At 46.9% G+C, this 16,097-nt stretch carries 13 protein-coding genes; 6 read left to right on the top strand and 7 right to left on the bottom strand.

The genetic code is table 11. The features are described from left to right. Positions 1-174 precede the first annotated feature (174 nt). On the bottom strand, positions 175-1,383 hold the full coding sequence (locus FO447_RS07720) for a hypothetical protein (RefSeq protein ID WP_200758622.1): 1,209 nt from the start codon (positions 1,381-1,383) through the stop codon (positions 175-177). Between the two features lie 397 nt (positions 1,384-1,780). Between FO447_RS07720 and FO447_RS07715 the strand changes: the two genes are divergently transcribed. Together FO447_RS07715 and FO447_RS07710 are read left to right on the top strand one after the other, a co-directional pair. Continuing rightward, positions 1,781-2,392 carry a hypothetical protein gene (locus FO447_RS07715; RefSeq protein WP_200758348.1) on the top strand — a complete coding sequence of 204 codons (612 nt, stop codon included), beginning with the start codon at positions 1,781-1,783 and terminating at the stop codon, positions 2,390-2,392. A 38-nt stretch (positions 2,393-2,430) separates the two neighbouring features. Continuing rightward, positions 2,431-3,147, top strand: coding sequence for a hypothetical protein (locus FO447_RS07710; protein ID WP_200758346.1), 717 nt, complete (start codon positions 2,431-2,433; stop codon positions 3,145-3,147). A gap of 71 nt (positions 3,148-3,218) precedes the next feature. Here the strand turns inward: FO447_RS07710 and FO447_RS07705 are convergent, their stop codons facing one another. The 5 genes from FO447_RS07705 to FO447_RS07685 form a co-directional block, all read right to left on the bottom strand. After that, positions 3,219-4,286 (bottom strand): DNA/RNA non-specific endonuclease, encoded by a 1,068-nt coding sequence (locus FO447_RS07705; RefSeq protein ID WP_200758344.1) that lies wholly within the window; start codon positions 4,284-4,286, stop codon positions 3,219-3,221. Positions 4,287-4,467: 181 nt separating this feature from the next. After that, a complete protein-coding gene (locus FO447_RS07700) occupies positions 4,468-4,719 on the bottom strand; it encodes a type B 50S ribosomal protein L31 (RefSeq protein ID WP_006847266.1) in 252 nt (83 codons plus the stop codon). 323 nt (positions 4,720-5,042) lie between these two features. Further along, positions 5,043-6,470 (bottom strand): carbohydrate binding domain-containing protein, encoded by a 1,428-nt coding sequence (locus FO447_RS07695; RefSeq protein ID WP_200758342.1) that lies wholly within the window; start codon positions 6,468-6,470, stop codon positions 5,043-5,045. A gap of 44 nt (positions 6,471-6,514) precedes the next feature. Next, entirely contained in the window at positions 6,515-7,735 is a 1,221-nt protein-coding gene (locus FO447_RS07690) for a DUF5689 domain-containing protein (RefSeq protein WP_200758340.1), read from the bottom strand. A gap of 36 nt (positions 7,736-7,771) precedes the next feature. Continuing rightward, on the bottom strand, positions 7,772-10,372 hold the full coding sequence (locus tag FO447_RS07685; protein ID WP_200758338.1) for a TonB-dependent receptor: 2,601 nt from the start codon (positions 10,370-10,372) through the stop codon (positions 7,772-7,774). A gap of 344 nt (positions 10,373-10,716) precedes the next feature. Between FO447_RS07685 and FO447_RS07680 the strand changes: the two genes are divergently transcribed. From FO447_RS07680 to udk, 3 genes are read left to right on the top strand one after another with little or no spacing between them, the layout of a single operon-like run. Then, positions 10,717-11,787 carry an endonuclease/exonuclease/phosphatase family protein gene (locus tag FO447_RS07680; protein WP_200758337.1) on the top strand — a complete coding sequence of 357 codons (1,071 nt, stop codon included), beginning with the start codon at positions 10,717-10,719 and terminating at the stop codon, positions 11,785-11,787. 37 nt (positions 11,788-11,824) lie between these two features. Next, positions 11,825-12,394: a uracil-DNA glycosylase family protein gene (locus FO447_RS07675; RefSeq protein ID WP_200758336.1), complete on the top strand. Its 570-nt coding sequence runs from the start codon at positions 11,825-11,827 to the stop codon at positions 12,392-12,394. A 14-nt stretch (positions 12,395-12,408) separates the two neighbouring features. Continuing rightward, positions 12,409-13,032 carry a uridine kinase gene (gene udk / locus FO447_RS07670; protein WP_117691549.1) on the top strand — a complete coding sequence of 208 codons (624 nt, stop codon included), beginning with the start codon at positions 12,409-12,411 and terminating at the stop codon, positions 13,030-13,032. Positions 13,033-13,687: 655 nt separating this feature from the next. On the opposite strand, the gene FO447_RS07665 is transcribed toward udk, so the two are convergent. Beyond that, the gene (locus tag FO447_RS07665; RefSeq protein ID WP_200758335.1) at positions 13,688-14,962 is read right to left on the bottom strand and encodes a hypothetical protein; all 1,275 of its coding nucleotides are present in this window, start codon (positions 14,960-14,962) and stop codon (positions 13,688-13,690) included. A gap of 224 nt (positions 14,963-15,186) precedes the next feature. Between FO447_RS07665 and FO447_RS07660 the strand changes: the two genes are divergently transcribed. Continuing rightward, entirely contained in the window at positions 15,187-16,035 is an 849-nt protein-coding gene (locus FO447_RS07660; protein WP_234699091.1) for a hypothetical protein, read from the top strand. Positions 16,036-16,097 lie beyond the last annotated feature (62 nt).

Raw genomic sequence — 16,097 nt, 5'->3', positions numbered from 1 at the left:
GTAGTTTTAGGTGTATTTTTTTATGTTATTGCATTAAATTATTCCACTTTTCGTGTTATAGGGGTAATATTTGGTTGATTTGCTGGTGGTTCCTTCTTATGTTATGCCTAACAAAAAACTCCCCCGATAAATGAATATCGGAGGAGCAGTAGGGATATGTTGTTTTGAATTTGATTACTTCTGAATCATCTTCTTTCCGTTCTTGATGACTACACCCTTGTAAGCCTTGGTTACCTTCTGGCCTGCGAGGTCGTAAACAGGAGCGTTCTTTGCAGCTTCATCTGTTGTTATGTTAGTGATGCCGGTAGGTTCAAACTTTTCTACAGCCTTGATAGGGAGAACTTCAGGGATGTTTCTGAATATTACACCGAAAATACCGGTTAAGGTATATTTCTCTCCTTCTGTTAATTTTGAAACACCACCAATACCGCTAAACTTATCGTAAATCATAATCTTGTTTTCACCATCATTAGCATAGTAGTTGAATTTACCTGCAGTATACTCTTCTTTGCTGAATGTGAACTCCTTAATCTTGATAAGGTCGTTGGTGTATTTGCCATCAAGGATGTCCTTTACAGTTGCAATAACAGGTTCAGCAGCTTCGTTGCTCTCTGTGATTTTGAGATTTTCGCCGTTTGTTTCCTTGCTTGCTGACAGATAAGGAATTCCTGCGTCATAAGCCAAATTTACCTTAACAGTACCGCTAATGATGCTGTTTACAGGCATATCGATTCCTAAAGTTCTCATTTCGATAGCAGTGTCACCTTCACGTACGTAAGTATTTACAGTTCCCTTGTAGCTGTTTACGTATAATACCTTTGCGTTTGTGAGTTTGAGGTTGATGTAATCCTTAGCGTCTTTATTGTTAGCCAAGAGTTCCTTTACACTTGCTGCATCGGTGTACTCGATCTTGGTACCAGCGAGTGTAACTTTGATAGACTTGACTTGGGTATTGCCAGCAATTGTAAATACAACTTTGTTTGCATCACCTGTCCAAGAACCTTTATTGTTAGTACCTACGTCAGCTTTGTTCTTATCATTCCATTTTCCATTAATAATGTCGATAGAAGCAATCTTCTTGTCTGCAGGTGCTTGAATCGTAAGCGTTCCACTGTACATTCTGAGACGTGGTGAAGTACTCCAGATTCGGTTTTCATTCGAACCAGAAGTTTTTGCAGAAACTGTTACAGAAATGCCATTAGTTGTACATGTCATGGCTTTGGTGATATCTCCATCTTTAGAATCTGAAGAAGATGTACCTGTCAGTTCTGGGAAGAGTGTTTTGTAATTATTGTCAAAGTCAAAAGTTACTTCCTGTGCAAACGTAACGCTAGCTACGAACGCCAGAACCAATGATAATGAATAGCGTAAAAATTTGTTCATAACTTAATAATTTTAAAGGTTTAACGTATAATTAATAAACTGTTGAAACTCATTTTGTGAGCGCATTCTTAGAATTTGCTTTGTGCTAAAAGCATGTTCTTTGAATAATTACTTATTTATGATGCAAAGATACGAAAAATATCGATACAATGTGTTAAGAAGGTGTTAAATCTTTGATACAGAGAAAGAAATATCATCAAAACTGAAAGAAACACCATCAAAAAAGGCGGTTGTTTTTGAAAGAATAGGGATTTCCCCCTCAGTTTGTATCCTTTTCCCCTTTGATGCAGACGAAAAATCCACTACCTTTGCATCGAGTTTAAGAAAGAATGCTGTTCTTCGAGAGCTCAATAATTAGAAGATATAAGAATATAAATAACTTAACTGATAAATTGATATGAAAAAGTTTACTACTCTTCTCACAATGGCTTTCATAGCTTTGATGAGTATCTCATTCACCTCATGTGATGATGATTCTGATATTGCATACACCCTCGATGGTACATGGAAGGGTAATATGTTGGTAGAATATGGTAATCACAATGCCCTCTACTCGGTAATCCGATTCGACCAGAATGATGGCATCTATTCCGGTACAGGCTATTGGATCGATTACTTTGATAGAAATTACTGGCATGGCAACAATTATATAGCAAACCGTATTAACTGGACAGTTCGCAACAGAAACATCTATATCTCTCTTCTCGATGAGGGTAGCGATGTTGTGATTTACGACTATGCTCTGGGCGACCGCAAGTTCTCTGGATATGTAGAGGCTGATAACGGCAACCGTGCTTATTTCGAACTTTATCGTGATTCTTACAGCTATAACTGGCGCGATTATGACTGGGGCTACGATTGGGACTACGATGATGGCTGGGGCTACAGCAAGCAGCATTCGGGCTTGGAGAACACCCAGATTGTTTCTCGCGGAGCTAAGGATTCTGTAGAGTATGTTAAGGTGGCAGATGATAATCAGAAGCCTGTTCGCCGTTTTGTAGTGAAGTAAGGCAATAAGGAATTTAGTTTGAAGAAAGGAAACAAGATATGAAAAAGTTTAATAGGATATGGATGTGGATGGCGATAGCTGCAGCATCTTTCTCATTTACCTCATGTGATGATGATTATTACTGGCATGATGATTATTACTGGTATGATGACTATAATCATGGTGGCTGGGGATGGAACCAGGGCGACTGGAACAACGGTTCTAACGGCTCTCAGGATGATGACCTGCTGTTGGAAGCTCAGACTCTTACTGGCGACTGGAGAGGCTCTGTGATGCTCTCTGAACTTGCTGAGGACGGTCAGTCTCGCAATAACTACAGTTTCAATGCCGAGATGACGTTCTATCAGGCGGGTGATAAGGTTAACTCGCTCAGTGGTAATGGTGTAGAAGTGGATTATGCCGATGATGGTAGCAATGAATCCCAGACTCTGAAGTTTACCTGGTACATCGATAAGAATGGTGATATTTATATCCGTTATAATGATTCTGGTGCTACCTATGTGATGGATGCAGGTGCTAAGCAGTATGGTTTCTATCTGGGTGATGAAAAGGGCCAGGATGTGTTCTATGGTTATATGATAGGAACAGGTAAGGCTAAGGGTGATGTGATGTATATCGATTTGGAGCGTTACGATCCGAGTGGAGCCCGTAAGAAGACCCGTTCTGCTGCAACCGATTCCGTAGCTCCTAGCTTCGGTAAGGCTACCGGCAGGGCATTCATGCCACATGCTATCAAGAAGTTGCCGAGAAGATGATGATATAAACCCAAGAATCCGCTCTCTCATTGATTTGAGAGAGCGGATTCTTTGTTTGTATATAGCCTGATTTATTTAAAGCCCCAAAGTTTCTTGAGAGCTTCTGCATCTACGTTTTCCACTTCCTTCTCTATTTCATCAGGGAGATTACAGAAGAAGTCGATACCGGTTTTGTCTTCCAGCGTCTTGATGTTTACGACATAGTTGCCGAGCTGGTCGCCTTTTTCAAATGCCTTGTTCTCGTGAGGGAACCAGTAGCCGAAAGCGCTGTATGTATACTGGTTGGTGCTCTTGTTTAGCTCCTTTTTCAGTACAGCTACAAAGAAATACTTTGGTATTGGGATATAGCCTGGCTTCTGGGTTTCGCTAGAAGCACCATTCTTCTTCCAGCCCAGGAGATTACTCTCGCTGCCTACCGGGTCGATAGTTCCACCCTTTACGATAAACAGGGTGTCAGAATCAATCTTTGGAGCTTTGGTACGAAGATCTTCCTCCATTTTATACCATGTTCCACGCTGGTTGAAATTGGCATATTGAGGCTGCATGTTGGTCATGAAGAATGTCTGTTTCTGCTGTGTCAGATTGAGTTTGCGGTCAGCAGAAGGGCAGATATGACCATGGTCAAAGCCTTGAGCTGTAGGAGTAGGGTCTTCTGTAAAATCTGTAATTCCCCATTGTTCTTTCAGATCCGTATCCCATGGATACTTGCGCTCGCCCTGACCAGGTTTCCATCTGTCAACGTTCGATGCTGTGTTTCCTGTATGGAAAGTATAGCAGCTCCATCTCTGGCTCTTCATGTTGTCATCCCATTCTGTAGAATAGTTCAACATACCTGTTGTATTATCCATGTGAACGATGGCATAGCTGCTGCCATTGTTCTTGAGCTTTGGAAACTCCAGACCGCCGATAGCGTTTCTTACCACTTGTGGCATGTTGGCAGTAGCCACATTCTTGTTTGTATTGTTCTTGTCGGTTGATTCACCACCGGTATTGCCACCCGTGCTTCCACCACCCGTATTACCGCCACCCGTATTACCGCCATTTTCAGGAAAATAGAACTGCAGGGTATCGTCAGTGCCGCAGGCAGAGAACGTCATCGCAGCAACGAGCGCGAAGATAAAAAACTTAGTATGCTTCATAATTCTCGATAATGTTTTGAAGTTAAAGATTAAGTGCTTTCTATATAATAATGTATGTAGAAATCGATTGCATGAGGATAGAATAGAGAAAAAAAGTGCATTCCTACGTATATGCAACTACGCTGGAATGCACTCAGTATCTTTGCGATAATAAATATATCCTTATAAAAAAGGTATATTATTACTTCTTCAATTTGCCGTAACGGTTCATGAAGCGGTCTACGCGACCCGCTGTATCAACGAGCTTGCTCTTACCTGTGTAGAATGGGTGAGATGTGCTAGAGATTTCAATCTTAACAACTGGATAAGTCTCGCCTTCGAACTCAACAGTGTCGTTAGTCTTGCATGTAGACTGAGAGAGGAACATATCGCCGTTAGACATATCCTTGAATACTACAGGACGATAATTCTCTGGATGAATACCTTTTTTCATTTTTCTTTTTTATTTTTATTGGGTTATTAAAATTAGACGTCATGGGGATGCTTGTTGCATCATTTCGTGTCCCTTATCGGGGCATGCCCATTATAGCCTGTTATCAATTTCAGGCTGCAAAGTTACGCTTTTTTCCTGAAACCACCAAATATTTCTTCTTCTTTTTAAGAAATATTTTGGAAAAGAGCATAATACGTAGGTTCGCGTTTCCTCCTGCCAACTATGTTTTCGATGGATAAGAAAAAGAAATCCCCATCGCCTCTGTTTGCGTAGAGGACGAGGGGATCAGTATTTTTTCTAATACATAATATCTACTTAGGGAATTACTTGATAATCGCTGTGCTGCCCAGTGAGAATGTGAAGTCGTCGATGAGAACGGCTGCACCTGGCTTCTTGGCATTCATGATAACGATGCTGTAGGTGCCATCTTTCTCTATGGTTATTTCCTGCTCTACCAAAGTCCACTCAGTGTTGGATACCTTCACATACTGCTTGGTATAATTGTAGTTCTGTGAATCTACGGTGCCATCATTAACGGCTACATAACCTGGGCATACGGATGCACCTGTGGCTGTGGCTGCCTTGGCGTAGAACTTGATAGTATATTTACCTGCCTTCAGACTCATCTCCTTGTAACCGAGACGCTTGTTGGCGTTGCTAGTTCCAGCTACCTGCACTGAGTACTTGCCGCTGTGGGCATCCTCGCTCTTGGTGAGGCTTGCGTTGCCGGCAGAGTTGGTGTTCCAGTTGGTTGGCTTGCTGTCTGTCCAGTTCTCGAAGCCGCCATTCTCACCTGTTGTTACCTCGCCTGGGTTTGGATCTGGTTTCGGAGTTACGGTGCCGCCGCCCTCGCCGCTGGTCTTGCCATTTACAGAGATGAGCTTACCGCCCTGGTTGGTCTCTGGGGTGTTGCCCATGTAGTTGATGAGCTTAGCGCAAACCACGATCTCATCGCCTTCCTTCAGGGTCATATCGCCCTCCTTCCACTTCTCGCCACCGAAGTAGTAGATGCGGAAGATGTAGAACTGGGTGCTGTTGGCATCATCGGCAATATAGAATGAACCGTTGCCGTAGCCTGCAGAGAACTGCTCCTTGATGCTCTGTACCTTACCCTTGATGTAGAACTCCTTGTCTGAAACCACGCCCGATGCCAGGGCTGCGGTGTACTTCTGCGCTGCCACGCTGTTGAATGGGTTGGCTGCAGAACCATCGCCCTTTGCCGTGCCTGTGATGTCGCCACTGCCTGAGCCATCGGCTGTCTTGCCGTTCAGGGAAACCAGATAGGTTTTGTTGGCTACGGTCTCTGGGGTGTTGCCCATGTAGTTCATCACCTTGGCGCAAACTACCACCTCGTCGCCTTCCTTGAGTTCAGGGTCGCTGGCGGTCCATTTCTTGTTGCCCAGATAGAGTGAGCGGAAGATGTAGAACTTCTCGCTGCTCTCGTCATCGGCGATGTAGAACGAACCGTTGCCGAAGTTGGTAGAGAACTGCTCCTTGATGCTCACTACCTTGCCCTTGATATAGACCTCTTTGTCAGACTCCACGCCTGCCTCCAGGGTCTTGCAATAGTTGATAGCTGCAATGCTGTTGAATGGGTCGGCAGCAGTACCTGTACCCTTTGGCTCGCCCTCTGTGGTGCCACCGGCATCAGGCTTGGTAGGCTGTGTGTAAGGCTCTGGTACATCCTCGCAGCTGCTGAATGTGAAGGCAGCCATAGCCGCCATCAAAACTGAAAATATATACTTTTTCATATTATTGTCTTTTTAAATATTGTTACTATTTTGATAATCAGTAATTACTTGATAGAGATGAGATTGCCACCCTTAATCTCTTTGGTGCCGTTATAATCAAGCAGGGTGCCTGATACAACCACCTTCTTGCCTGGTACAAGGATTTTCTTGGTTTCCTCTGTCCACTTTGCACCATCGATGTTGTAGCAACGGAATACCTCGAGAGTCTTGCCTTCTGTATCCTTACCGTCGTCAGAGATAACGAATGTACCGTTACCATACGTGCCAGTATCTACATCTTTCACCTTTACGATGATACCGGTAGCATAAACCTTAGCATCGCCTGCTGTACCGGCATTGATCTTCTCCAGTGCCTGAGCCACAGTGTAAGGCTTCTCCAATGTACCGCCTGTTTCTGATGCCTTCAGATCATCTGTGCTGCGAATCACAATCTGCCAGGTGTTATTGTAACGGGTGAAGATACCGGTGATATCGAATACACCCTGTGGAACCACCTCGTTGGCAAACTTAGAATAACCCGAGTTGCGCACTACCAGATTGCTGCTGCTGATTCTCTTGCCCGTTTCGGCATCGATCAGTTCCAGGCTTGTATTGGTATCATCTGGTGCCCATACGTTAGTACCGTTGGCAGAGGCAAACTTCACCTTCTTCAGGGTCATCAGCTTGCCCACGTTAGCATTCATATAGTCTGTATCAGTAAGCTTTGTCAGGTCAAACTCCTCTGGCACTACCGTGCTTGCATCAGCCTCGCCAGGGTTCAGAATCTTGAAGTGCTCGTTCCAGATAGCACGCTCTATCTTTCCCATACCCAGACTTCCGTCTGAGAGCTTGGTATTCACACCGCCAATCTGAGGCAACTTCTTGTAACTTCCGATATAGAGACCCTTCAGGTTTACGAGAATCTCCTGACCAACAGGAAGATAACCCGACAGACCACTTCCGTTGATGGCTATGATGATAGCGCCGGATGCATCCTGTACGCTCACCTGGTTGTAGATATTGCCACTGACATCATTGCCCGTCACTACCGCCTTGATCATCATGTCCTTCTCAATCTGCTTGTAGCCATTGTCGCTGTTGATAACCGTAGCAAACTGGGTCTTCAAATCTGCTATGCTGATCACATTCTTCTCCCTCAGGCTGTTGTTGCCCCATGGAGCTGCAGGCACCTTCTCGGTCAGGTCTGGGTCAGCATAACCGTCGCCCATACACGACCCCAGGGTCAGTGCCAGGAATGCCAATGCTATGAATTTTATCTTTTTCATTGTTCTTTCTTTTTATTGTTATAGAGAAACTGCTCTTTAGAATCTGTAAGATACCTGGAACATGCCGTTGGTACCCCAGGTGTAATACTTCTTAGGATTCTTAGAGAACTGGTAGAGGCGTGGATTCTTCACGTTGCCGTTAGCATCCAGTGTATAGCTTGAACGAGAGTTCTGCTCATATCCGCCTGTTACGATGGTCTGGTTGTTCAGCAGGTTGGTAATCATGAGGTTAAAGTTGAGAGATCCCTTCTTCAGTCTCACGCTCTTGCCTATGCTCAGGTCAACCATCCATCCTCCGTGACCCTTCTCCTGGGCTACAGCATCCTCAGTCCAGCTCATACCGTCGAGTGTAGTAGGAGCAAAGATTTCAGGGAATGCCTTGTAGGCAGCCTGGCGGTTGGTCAGCACCTTCTCATATCTGTAGCTTGGAGAATAAGAGAGGTAGATGCGGTCGTAGTAGTTGGCATTGAGGTTGACGAACCATCCGTTTACGTGGGCATCGAGACCGATGCTTCCCACTGTGAGCGGTGTGCCACTCTCGCGCATATTCATCACGTAAGCCTTGTCCTGGTAAACCTCAGCACTCTTTGAGAGCATGTATACGGCGTTTACATTGTTGATGTTCTTCGCCTCGCTCATAGCGCCCAGAGTCTTCAGGTCGAGCCATGATGTGAGCTTGAACTTAGCGCCCACCTCTACACCATAGTATTCCTTCTTCAGTCCGGTCATGCTCACGTAGGTGAATGAGTTCTCATCATCGTTGTAGAAGTTCTGCCATTCCGTAACGTTCTCCAGTCGGCTGTAGTAACCGCTCACGTTGGCACTCAGCCATGCGTTGCGATACAGGTAGCTGAATTCAGAGCTGAAGATGCGCTCGTTCTTGAGGTTAGTCACGAAGTCGTTGCTGATTTCAGGCGAGATGAAGGCTGTGCTTGCCATCGGCGCACGCAGCTCGTATCCGGCTCCGATGCTGAAGGCATGACCTCTGCCCATATCCACGTTCAGGCTTCCCTTTACGCCACCGTCCAGGAAGTTGGCTGTGCCGCTCTTGCCCTGGCTGTTGTTCGGTGCCATACCGTTGCGCATGTAGCCGCGGCGGTTCATTCCGGTATATCCGATACGTCCGCTCAGCATCGCCTTCATGTTGTAGAATTCGGCTGTATAGGTGCTCCATGCGTTTGCCTTGTTCACGTCGATGCGATAGTCGTAACCGAACTTGTCACCCTCGTAAACCAGCTTGCCTGTGTTGTTAGGACCGGCTGTGTTCAGGTCGTACTGCACACGTGGGTCGGTCTTAGGATAATCGCCCAGGGCATAGGTGTTGATGTTGTGGAAGATGGCACCGCCCAGCATGTCTTCCAGTGTCTGATAGTGCTGGTTGGTACTCTTTCCGAGCATGATACCCGTAGCCAGGTTCGATTTCTTGGTCAGCTTGGTGTTCAGCACGGACGAGAGGGTCAGGGTCAGGTTGTCGTTGTGCTTAGCCTGAACATAGTAGAGCAGATCTTGTCCGTTCTTGGCTGCCTGCTGGTTGGCATAGTACAGGCGGTCCCAGTTAATCTGTCGGTTCTGCTTGCTTGCCTGCCAGTAGTTTACGGCGTTGTTCCAGTTTTCCCAGGTATACATGTTGTTGCCGTTCTTGTAGTCGCCCCATACATAGTAGTTGGCAGATGGCATGTTCTTCCAGTAGTCTGGCTGTGGATTCTCTGCGTTGTTGTAGTTGAGCTTGGTGCTCTTGTACATAGAGTATTTTCCGAACACCGATGTGGTGAGCTTCATCTGGTCGTTGATTTCCCAGTCCCATGTAGCGATGGCAGAAGGGGCAAAGTCGTTCACTACGCGTGAGTTTCTCTTGTGTCCGTTCTGGTATCCCCAGTATGGGTTATACTGGTAGTCGTTTGCCAGCCAGTAAGCCTCGTCGGTAGATGCTCCCTGGGTGCTTCTTTCTGTCGGGTTACCCCATGTAGAGAAGCTCAGCGAGTGGCCGTTCATCCACTTCTTCTGTACACCGAAGAAATAGGAGAGGGCGTTGTAAATGGTTCCCTCTACGTATCCCTGGTTAGCCCAGCGGTAGGTGAGACCGGCTGTAATGGCCCATCCCTTCTCGTTGAAACCGCTGGAGTAGGAGTAGAGTCCGCGCAGGGTATAGTTGCGGTTGGCAACACCTACGCTGGCATACTGTCCTTCCTGCATGCTTCCGGCACGGAAATCATAGTTGTTGGAGCCTGCCATGCCCGTCATCGAATAGCCGTTGGCTTCGAAAGGCAGGGCGAAGTCTACGTTCCTGGAGAATCGGTTCAAACCGCCGATGTTGGAGAAACGGAACTGTCCGGTCTCCATGTCGTTCATGGAAGCACCGTTGATATAGACATCGTTGTACTTCTGGTTGAAGGCACGGTAGCGGAAACGTGCAGGCGAGAACAGATAACCTGCCTGGCTCGCGTATACGTTGCTGGTAGAATTGAGGATGGTGACATTGGATGACATGTCATCGTCCTCGCCCAACTGTGCCTCGGAGAAGGTGAAAGCATTCTCGTCAAGTCCCTGTGCTACGTTCTGGTCAGTCTTTTCGTTCTGAGCCATAGCCAATGAACACGAGAAGAGCGCTAACATTGCTAAGTTTACTTTCTTCTGCATAGTTTATATGTTTTAAATATTAATAGATCGGCAACAGTGATTTCTTTGAGCAGTGATGATATATTTATAGTCCCGTTGGATTTTGTTTAGGTAAACTGTAAGGGGGACTTATCATGGTTTCTGGTCTTGTGTCTTCTGTCCCGATCAAAAATAATTATTAGTGCTGCAAAGTAACAAAAATTTTTTTTAAAAGAGAAGTTATTTATGTTAAAAATGCATGAAAACTGAAAAATTATTCGTTTTTATGGAGATATTTCCGGTTTTTTAGGTATCTTTGCTGCGTATTTCCTTATGAATTTAAGAAATACATATATAATAAGGTATACATTAATAATTAATATTGTATGAGAAAACAATTGCTCTTGCTGGCTGCCCTCCTCATGATAGGGCTGGGCGCTACAGCACAGAAAAAAAAGTCGCAGACTTCAGGCAACAGGCAGTTTCAAGTGTATGCTGTAGGTTTCTACAATCAGGAGAACCTCTTCGATACCTGTCATGATGCCGGTAAGAATGATTATGAGTATCTCCCTGCTAAGGGATGGAATGGTATGAAATATACCAATAAACTCAAGAATATGTCGCGTGCACTTGCCGACATGGGTACCGATGTGCTGCCTAACGTGGGCTGTGCCTTCATCGGTCTGTCTGAGGTTGAAAATGCCAACGTGCTGAAAGATCTCACCGCGCAGCCACCTCTCAAGGCAAGAAATATGCAGTTCTGCCATATCGAGGGTCCCGATAAGCGAGGCATCGACTGTGCGCTGCTCTATAATCCGGCACTCTTCACGGTGAAGAATACCCGATTGGTGCCTTACGTACAGGAACTCGCCAAGGATTCTGCCTACAAGACCCGTGGTTTCTTCACCGTACGTGGTGAGCTGGCGGGCGAGGATGTGGCGGTTATCGTATGCCACTGGCCAAGCCGTTTCTCCAGTTCGTTCTATCGCGAGAGCGGAGCGCGCCAGACTAAGGTGGTAAAAGACAGTTTGCTGAAGTTGAACCCGGCGATGAAAGTGTTCGTGATGGGTGATATGAACGATGATCCTACCAACGCCAGCATGCACAAGGTGCTGAAGGCGAAGGCTGAAATCAGCGAGGTGGGTGCCGATGATATGTACAATCCATGGTACAACATCCTGGCTAAGGAGGGCAAGGGAACCCTGTTCTACAGCGGTTCATGGAATCTCTTCGACCAGATTGTCATCACGCCTAATCTCCTGAACAGGGATAGTAAGAACAAGGACTACAGTTCTCTGAAGTTCTGGAAGAACCACATCTTCCGCCGCGATTACCTCATTCAGCAGGAGGGTCAGTACAAGGGTGCTCCTTTGCGTACCAAGGCAGGCGGCAGATGGCTTAACGGCTACAGCGATCACCTGCCGGTAGTGATGTACCTGGTGAAGGAAAAGCTTTGATTTAGTTGATAGTTAAGAGTTTATAGTTAACAGTTGAATGGTTGAGAATCATCCTTTTGAGCCGTGGCTGCCGGGCAATGCCAAGTTGCTGATGCTCGGCACGTTTCCGCCTGCAGAGAAGCGGTGGTGCATGCCCTGGTATTATCCCAACTTCCAGAATGATATGTGGAGGATATTCGGAATTATCTACTTCCAGGATAAGTTCCATTTCGTGGATGTAGAGAAGAAGACCTACCGCCTCGATGCTATTAAGAAATTTCTCGGGGAGAAGGGCGTCGCCATCTATGATACCGCACAGCAGGTGATACGCACCAAGAATACGGCATCCGATAAGGATCTGCAGATAGTGCAGCCCGCCAATCTCGACGGCATGCTCCGCCAGCTGCCCCATTGCAGGGCGGTGCTCACAGCCGGCCAGCTTGCCACGAAGGTATTTTCAGAACACTTCGGTATCAAGGAAAAGCCTGAGATGGGAGGCTATGCAGAATTCCAGTTCGAGGGCCGCAGACTCCGTCTGTACCGCATGCCCTCCAGTTCCCGTGCCTATCCTATGGCAGTGGAGAAGAAAGCTGAATTTTACCGCAAGATGTTTGATGAAATTTTATAGAAAGAAGAAAGAATATGAAAGATAAAGTGACCGTTATTGGCATTGCGGGAGGTACAGGCTCCGGCAAGACCACTGTGGTGAAAAAACTCGTAGAAGTGCTGCCGCCTCATTATGTGGCTGTGGTGCCCCTCGATTCATATTATAACGATACCTCGCAGATGACCGAGGAAGAACGTCATCAGATCAACTTCGACCACCCGTCGGCATTCGATTGGAAGCTTTTGCACCAGCAGCTCGCTGATCTGCGTGCTGGCAAAGCGATAGAGCAACCCACCTATAGTTATATCAAATGCAACCGTGAACCGGAAACGGTTCACGTTGACCCCAAGCCGGTTGTGATCATCGAAGGCATCATGACGCTGGTGGACAAGAAGTTGAGAGACCTGATGGACCTGAAGGTGTTCGTGGATACCGATGCTGATGAGCGCCTGATACGCAACATTCAGCGTGATACCATCGACAGGGGTCGCACCGTATCGATGGTGGTAGACCGATACCTCAAGGTCCTGAAGCCGATGCACGAGCAGTTTATCGAACCCACCAAGCGCTATGCTGACATCATCATTCCTCAGGGTGGCGAAAACCTCAAGGGCATCGGTATCCTCTGCAAGTATGTAGAGGGACTGATAGAGAAATAAAAATATTTTTGCTCAAGCATTGCATTTCTTTAATGCAAAACAAAGTTTAATTAGGAAACAGGGCGGCCTTCTTCGTGAAAAGAGGTCCGCCCGCTTTGTTTTTATCCCGGTCGGGCTATTCAAGTAGTTCAGTTTGCTAACTCAAGTAGTTCAGTCAGCGAATTCAGCCGTCTCAATAAGCCTACGGATACGTCTGCGCTAGCCGACGCAGTAATATCCGTACCCCGACGCAGTAATATCCGTACCCCGACGCAGTAATATCCGTACCCCGACGCAGTAATATCTGTACCCCGACGCAGTAATATCTGCATCCCGACGCAGTAATATCTGTATCCCGACGCAGTAATATCTGTATCCCGACGCAGTAATATCTGTACCCCGACGCAGTAATATCTGTGAGTCAGCGCAGCACAACGTGTGGTCCGTTTTCGCCAGGTCCCATAACCATATTCTGCAAAGATCTTCTTGCTTTTTGCAAGAAGATAAGCTGAAAAACGTGATAGATGAAGGCTATTAGTGATGGATAGCGTGATGGATATTGTAAACATTTTATCCATCCATCACGCTTTCCTAAATAGATAATTCTCTTATTATCAGATGATTAACATTTTGAGAAGAGAAAAAGTGAGGGATGTGAGGGATAAAACTTTAAAGATTATTCCTCTTCCTCCTTCTCAAAAGCCTCTACGAAAGGCTGGTGGAAACCCTGGAAGATGCGGAGATACTCGGCTCGCACCTCATCACTCTCCTCAAAAAGATTCAACTCGCCACGCTTGTGAGCCTTCAGCATACTGCTGTAACGGCGAATCTTACGCTTGTAGTTCCTTGCCATCAACGCATCTGCCTGAACAGGATTCTGACTGACATACGAAAAGGCACAAAGCTGCTTCATGAACATGTCGAACACCGGATTGTCATGACTCCAGTCATCCTCATTCAGCCAGAACCACTGGAAATGATACTTCTGCTCCAATGCCATCAGATGCTGCCCCAGCTCGTCAATCTCCATGCCCTTCTGCATCTGCTCCTCAGCAAACGCTACCAGAGAGGCTGCATCCACATTCAACTCAACCTCGTGAGACAGCGTGGTGCCCTCAATCTGAATGCGCCAACGGTGATTCCTGTTCTTGATGAGCGCAGAATTCGTGTTCATCAGCAACTCAGAAAGCTTGCCCTCGGTAGGAATCTGATCTACTACCGAAAGACGGTCGCGCTGGTTGCGAACCACCAGCTGATGGTCCTCATGGCGCAATACACACATGTAAACCAGCCTGTTGCTGTCGAGCTGAAGGGTGAAACGGTCGTTGCTGTCATCGCCCACAAATTCGTAGGTGTAGTCATCCACCTTGTCCTGCGGAATGCTCAGCTCGCCATGCACCTTGTTGCCCTCGGCATCGTAGAGCGAGAAACCTATGTAAGGAATCTGAAGACGGAGGACAACCGGATTGCCGCCGTCCTCAGGAATCAGGGTAACAGCCAGTCCGTCATCGCCGAAATCATCCTTGCGGCATACGAATCCGTCATCCGTCTTCTCAGCCTTCTCCACCTTCACCTCGCCGTGGCGCCACCAGAAATCGAAGGTGATGGTCTGGTCGTCCTCAGCGGCTACACGGATGAAATCCTCGATGTCCTGACCCAGGTAAATCACCTTGGCAGGCTCAATCTCCTCATCGTCATCGCCCAGCGCGCGCACCCACATCTCGCCCGGAACAGGATCATCTTCCCATTCGGCATCAGCAGGGGCTGCAGTAGATTTGAAAACGAGGAAAACCATTCTTTCTTCTTCCCTCGTGCCATCTTCGCGGCACGTGAAGCACTTCGCCTCCTTAGGGATGAAGAATGGGGTTAACAGGTACGGGTTTTTGCATAATGCGGTATACTCTACCTCGGTCCATGCCGGGAGAGCGTGTGTATTTGTCTTGTCTGTCATATTCTCTTGTTGCATATAATTCTTGAGTTGGTCCTATTTCTTTTCATCATCCGGCGTGTGTGGCAGGACGAGGGGGATGTTGATCCCAAAAAACGGTTGCAAAGGTAATGCAAAATCGAGACACTACAAAATATATCACCTATTTTTTTAATTATTTTACGATTCAATATTTGGCTCTTCCAAAAAATAGTTGTAGTTTTGCATCTGAAATAATGAATAGAAAGATGAAAGTCAAGACAATACTCACACTGGCGCTGGCCGCCACAACCCTCGCAGCATGTCACCGGGGAAAGAAACCACCACGTATGGACAATTCGAAACTCGCCATCAGCCTCTCGAAACCGGCAAAGGGCGACAGGGCTATCTACGGACTTGCCTGCCTGGGCTGCTCGGATACCGCGCTGGTGCTGCTGCCCAACGGAGGCGGCGACCCCGTAAGATACAACATTCTGGATGCCACTCGCAACCATCAGGTGTTTGGAGATATAGAGGTGGGCGACTGGGTTTGCGTGATGCCATGCGAGGAGAAGGATGAGAAGAACCGTGCCGACATGGTGATAGACCTGGACCAGCTGAAGGCCACCTGGACCTATCCGGTGATGCCGAAGCTGCGCGATGTATCGCATCTGAGCAAGCGCCAGCAGGCGAGAATCCTTGCCAATATGCCCGACAGCATCGTAGAAACCTATATGGTGCCGCGCCAGTATGGCTTCACCCTGAAGCGAATGAGCGAGGCGATGGCCGTGGGCAGGGTGATGATAAATAAAGATGTGGACGACGACAGCCCGGTAGAATATCCTGATGTGCCTCAGTATACGGAATGGCATGCCTATAACGGCAAACTGATTCTGGTGCAGGGCCACCGCGAGCTGGATGGCGTGGTGATCAACGAAAAGACGAAGCGCGATACCTTCACCTTTGTATATATGAAGGGCGACAGTCTGGCCCTCTCTGATCGTGAGGGCCGCATCCAGGGTTTCCACCGCTCGCTCAATGCGATGAAGGCCAACGCCAAGGCCCATGCTGCAGCCGAGAAGCTGAACAGTAAGATGAAGAAGGAAATATTGAAGTAAATTACATAATAAATATAAAAAAAGAGGCGAATAGGACGATTTCTCGATTTTTTTGTCTAATT

The organism is Segatella copri, from assembly GCF_015074785.1.
Lineage (GTDB): Bacteria > Bacteroidota > Bacteroidia > Bacteroidales > Bacteroidaceae > Prevotella.
The sequence above is the reverse complement of the archived record's forward strand: the minus strand, read 5'-3'. Positions and strand labels throughout refer to the sequence as shown.

Excerpts from the sequence above, each read along its gene's own strand:
- FO447_RS07715 (WP_200758348.1), top strand. The coding sequence starts at position 1,781 with ATGAAAAAGTTTACTACTCTTCTCACAATGGCTTTCATAGCTTTGATG.
- FO447_RS07700 (WP_006847266.1), bottom strand. The coding sequence starts at position 4,719 with ATGAAAAAAGGTATTCATCCAGAGAATTATCGTCCTGTAGTATTCAAG.
- udk (WP_117691549.1), top strand. The coding sequence starts at position 12,409 with ATGAAAGATAAAGTGACCGTTATTGGCATTGCGGGAGGTACAGGCTCC.
- FO447_RS07720 (WP_200758622.1), bottom strand. The coding sequence starts at position 1,383 with ATGAACAAATTTTTACGCTATTCATTATCATTGGTTCTGGCGTTCGTA.
- FO447_RS07690 (WP_200758340.1), bottom strand. The coding sequence starts at position 7,735 with ATGAAAAAGATAAAATTCATAGCATTGGCATTCCTGGCACTGACCCTG.
- FO447_RS07685 (WP_200758338.1), bottom strand. The coding sequence starts at position 10,372 with ATGCAGAAGAAAGTAAACTTAGCAATGTTAGCGCTCTTCTCGTGTTCA.
- FO447_RS07695 (WP_200758342.1), bottom strand. The coding sequence starts at position 6,470 with ATGAAAAAGTATATATTTTCAGTTTTGATGGCGGCTATGGCTGCCTTC.
- FO447_RS07675 (WP_200758336.1), top strand. The coding sequence starts at position 11,825 with ATGGTTGAGAATCATCCTTTTGAGCCGTGGCTGCCGGGCAATGCCAAG.
- FO447_RS07665 (WP_200758335.1), bottom strand. The coding sequence starts at position 14,962 with ATGACAGACAAGACAAATACACACGCTCTCCCGGCATGGACCGAGGTA.
- FO447_RS07660 (WP_234699091.1), top strand. The coding sequence starts at position 15,187 with ATGAAAGTCAAGACAATACTCACACTGGCGCTGGCCGCCACAACCCTC.
- FO447_RS07705 (WP_200758344.1), bottom strand. The coding sequence starts at position 4,286 with ATGAAGCATACTAAGTTTTTTATCTTCGCGCTCGTTGCTGCGATGACG.
- FO447_RS07680 (WP_200758337.1), top strand. The coding sequence starts at position 10,717 with ATGAGAAAACAATTGCTCTTGCTGGCTGCCCTCCTCATGATAGGGCTG.
- FO447_RS07710 (WP_200758346.1), top strand. The coding sequence starts at position 2,431 with ATGAAAAAGTTTAATAGGATATGGATGTGGATGGCGATAGCTGCAGCA.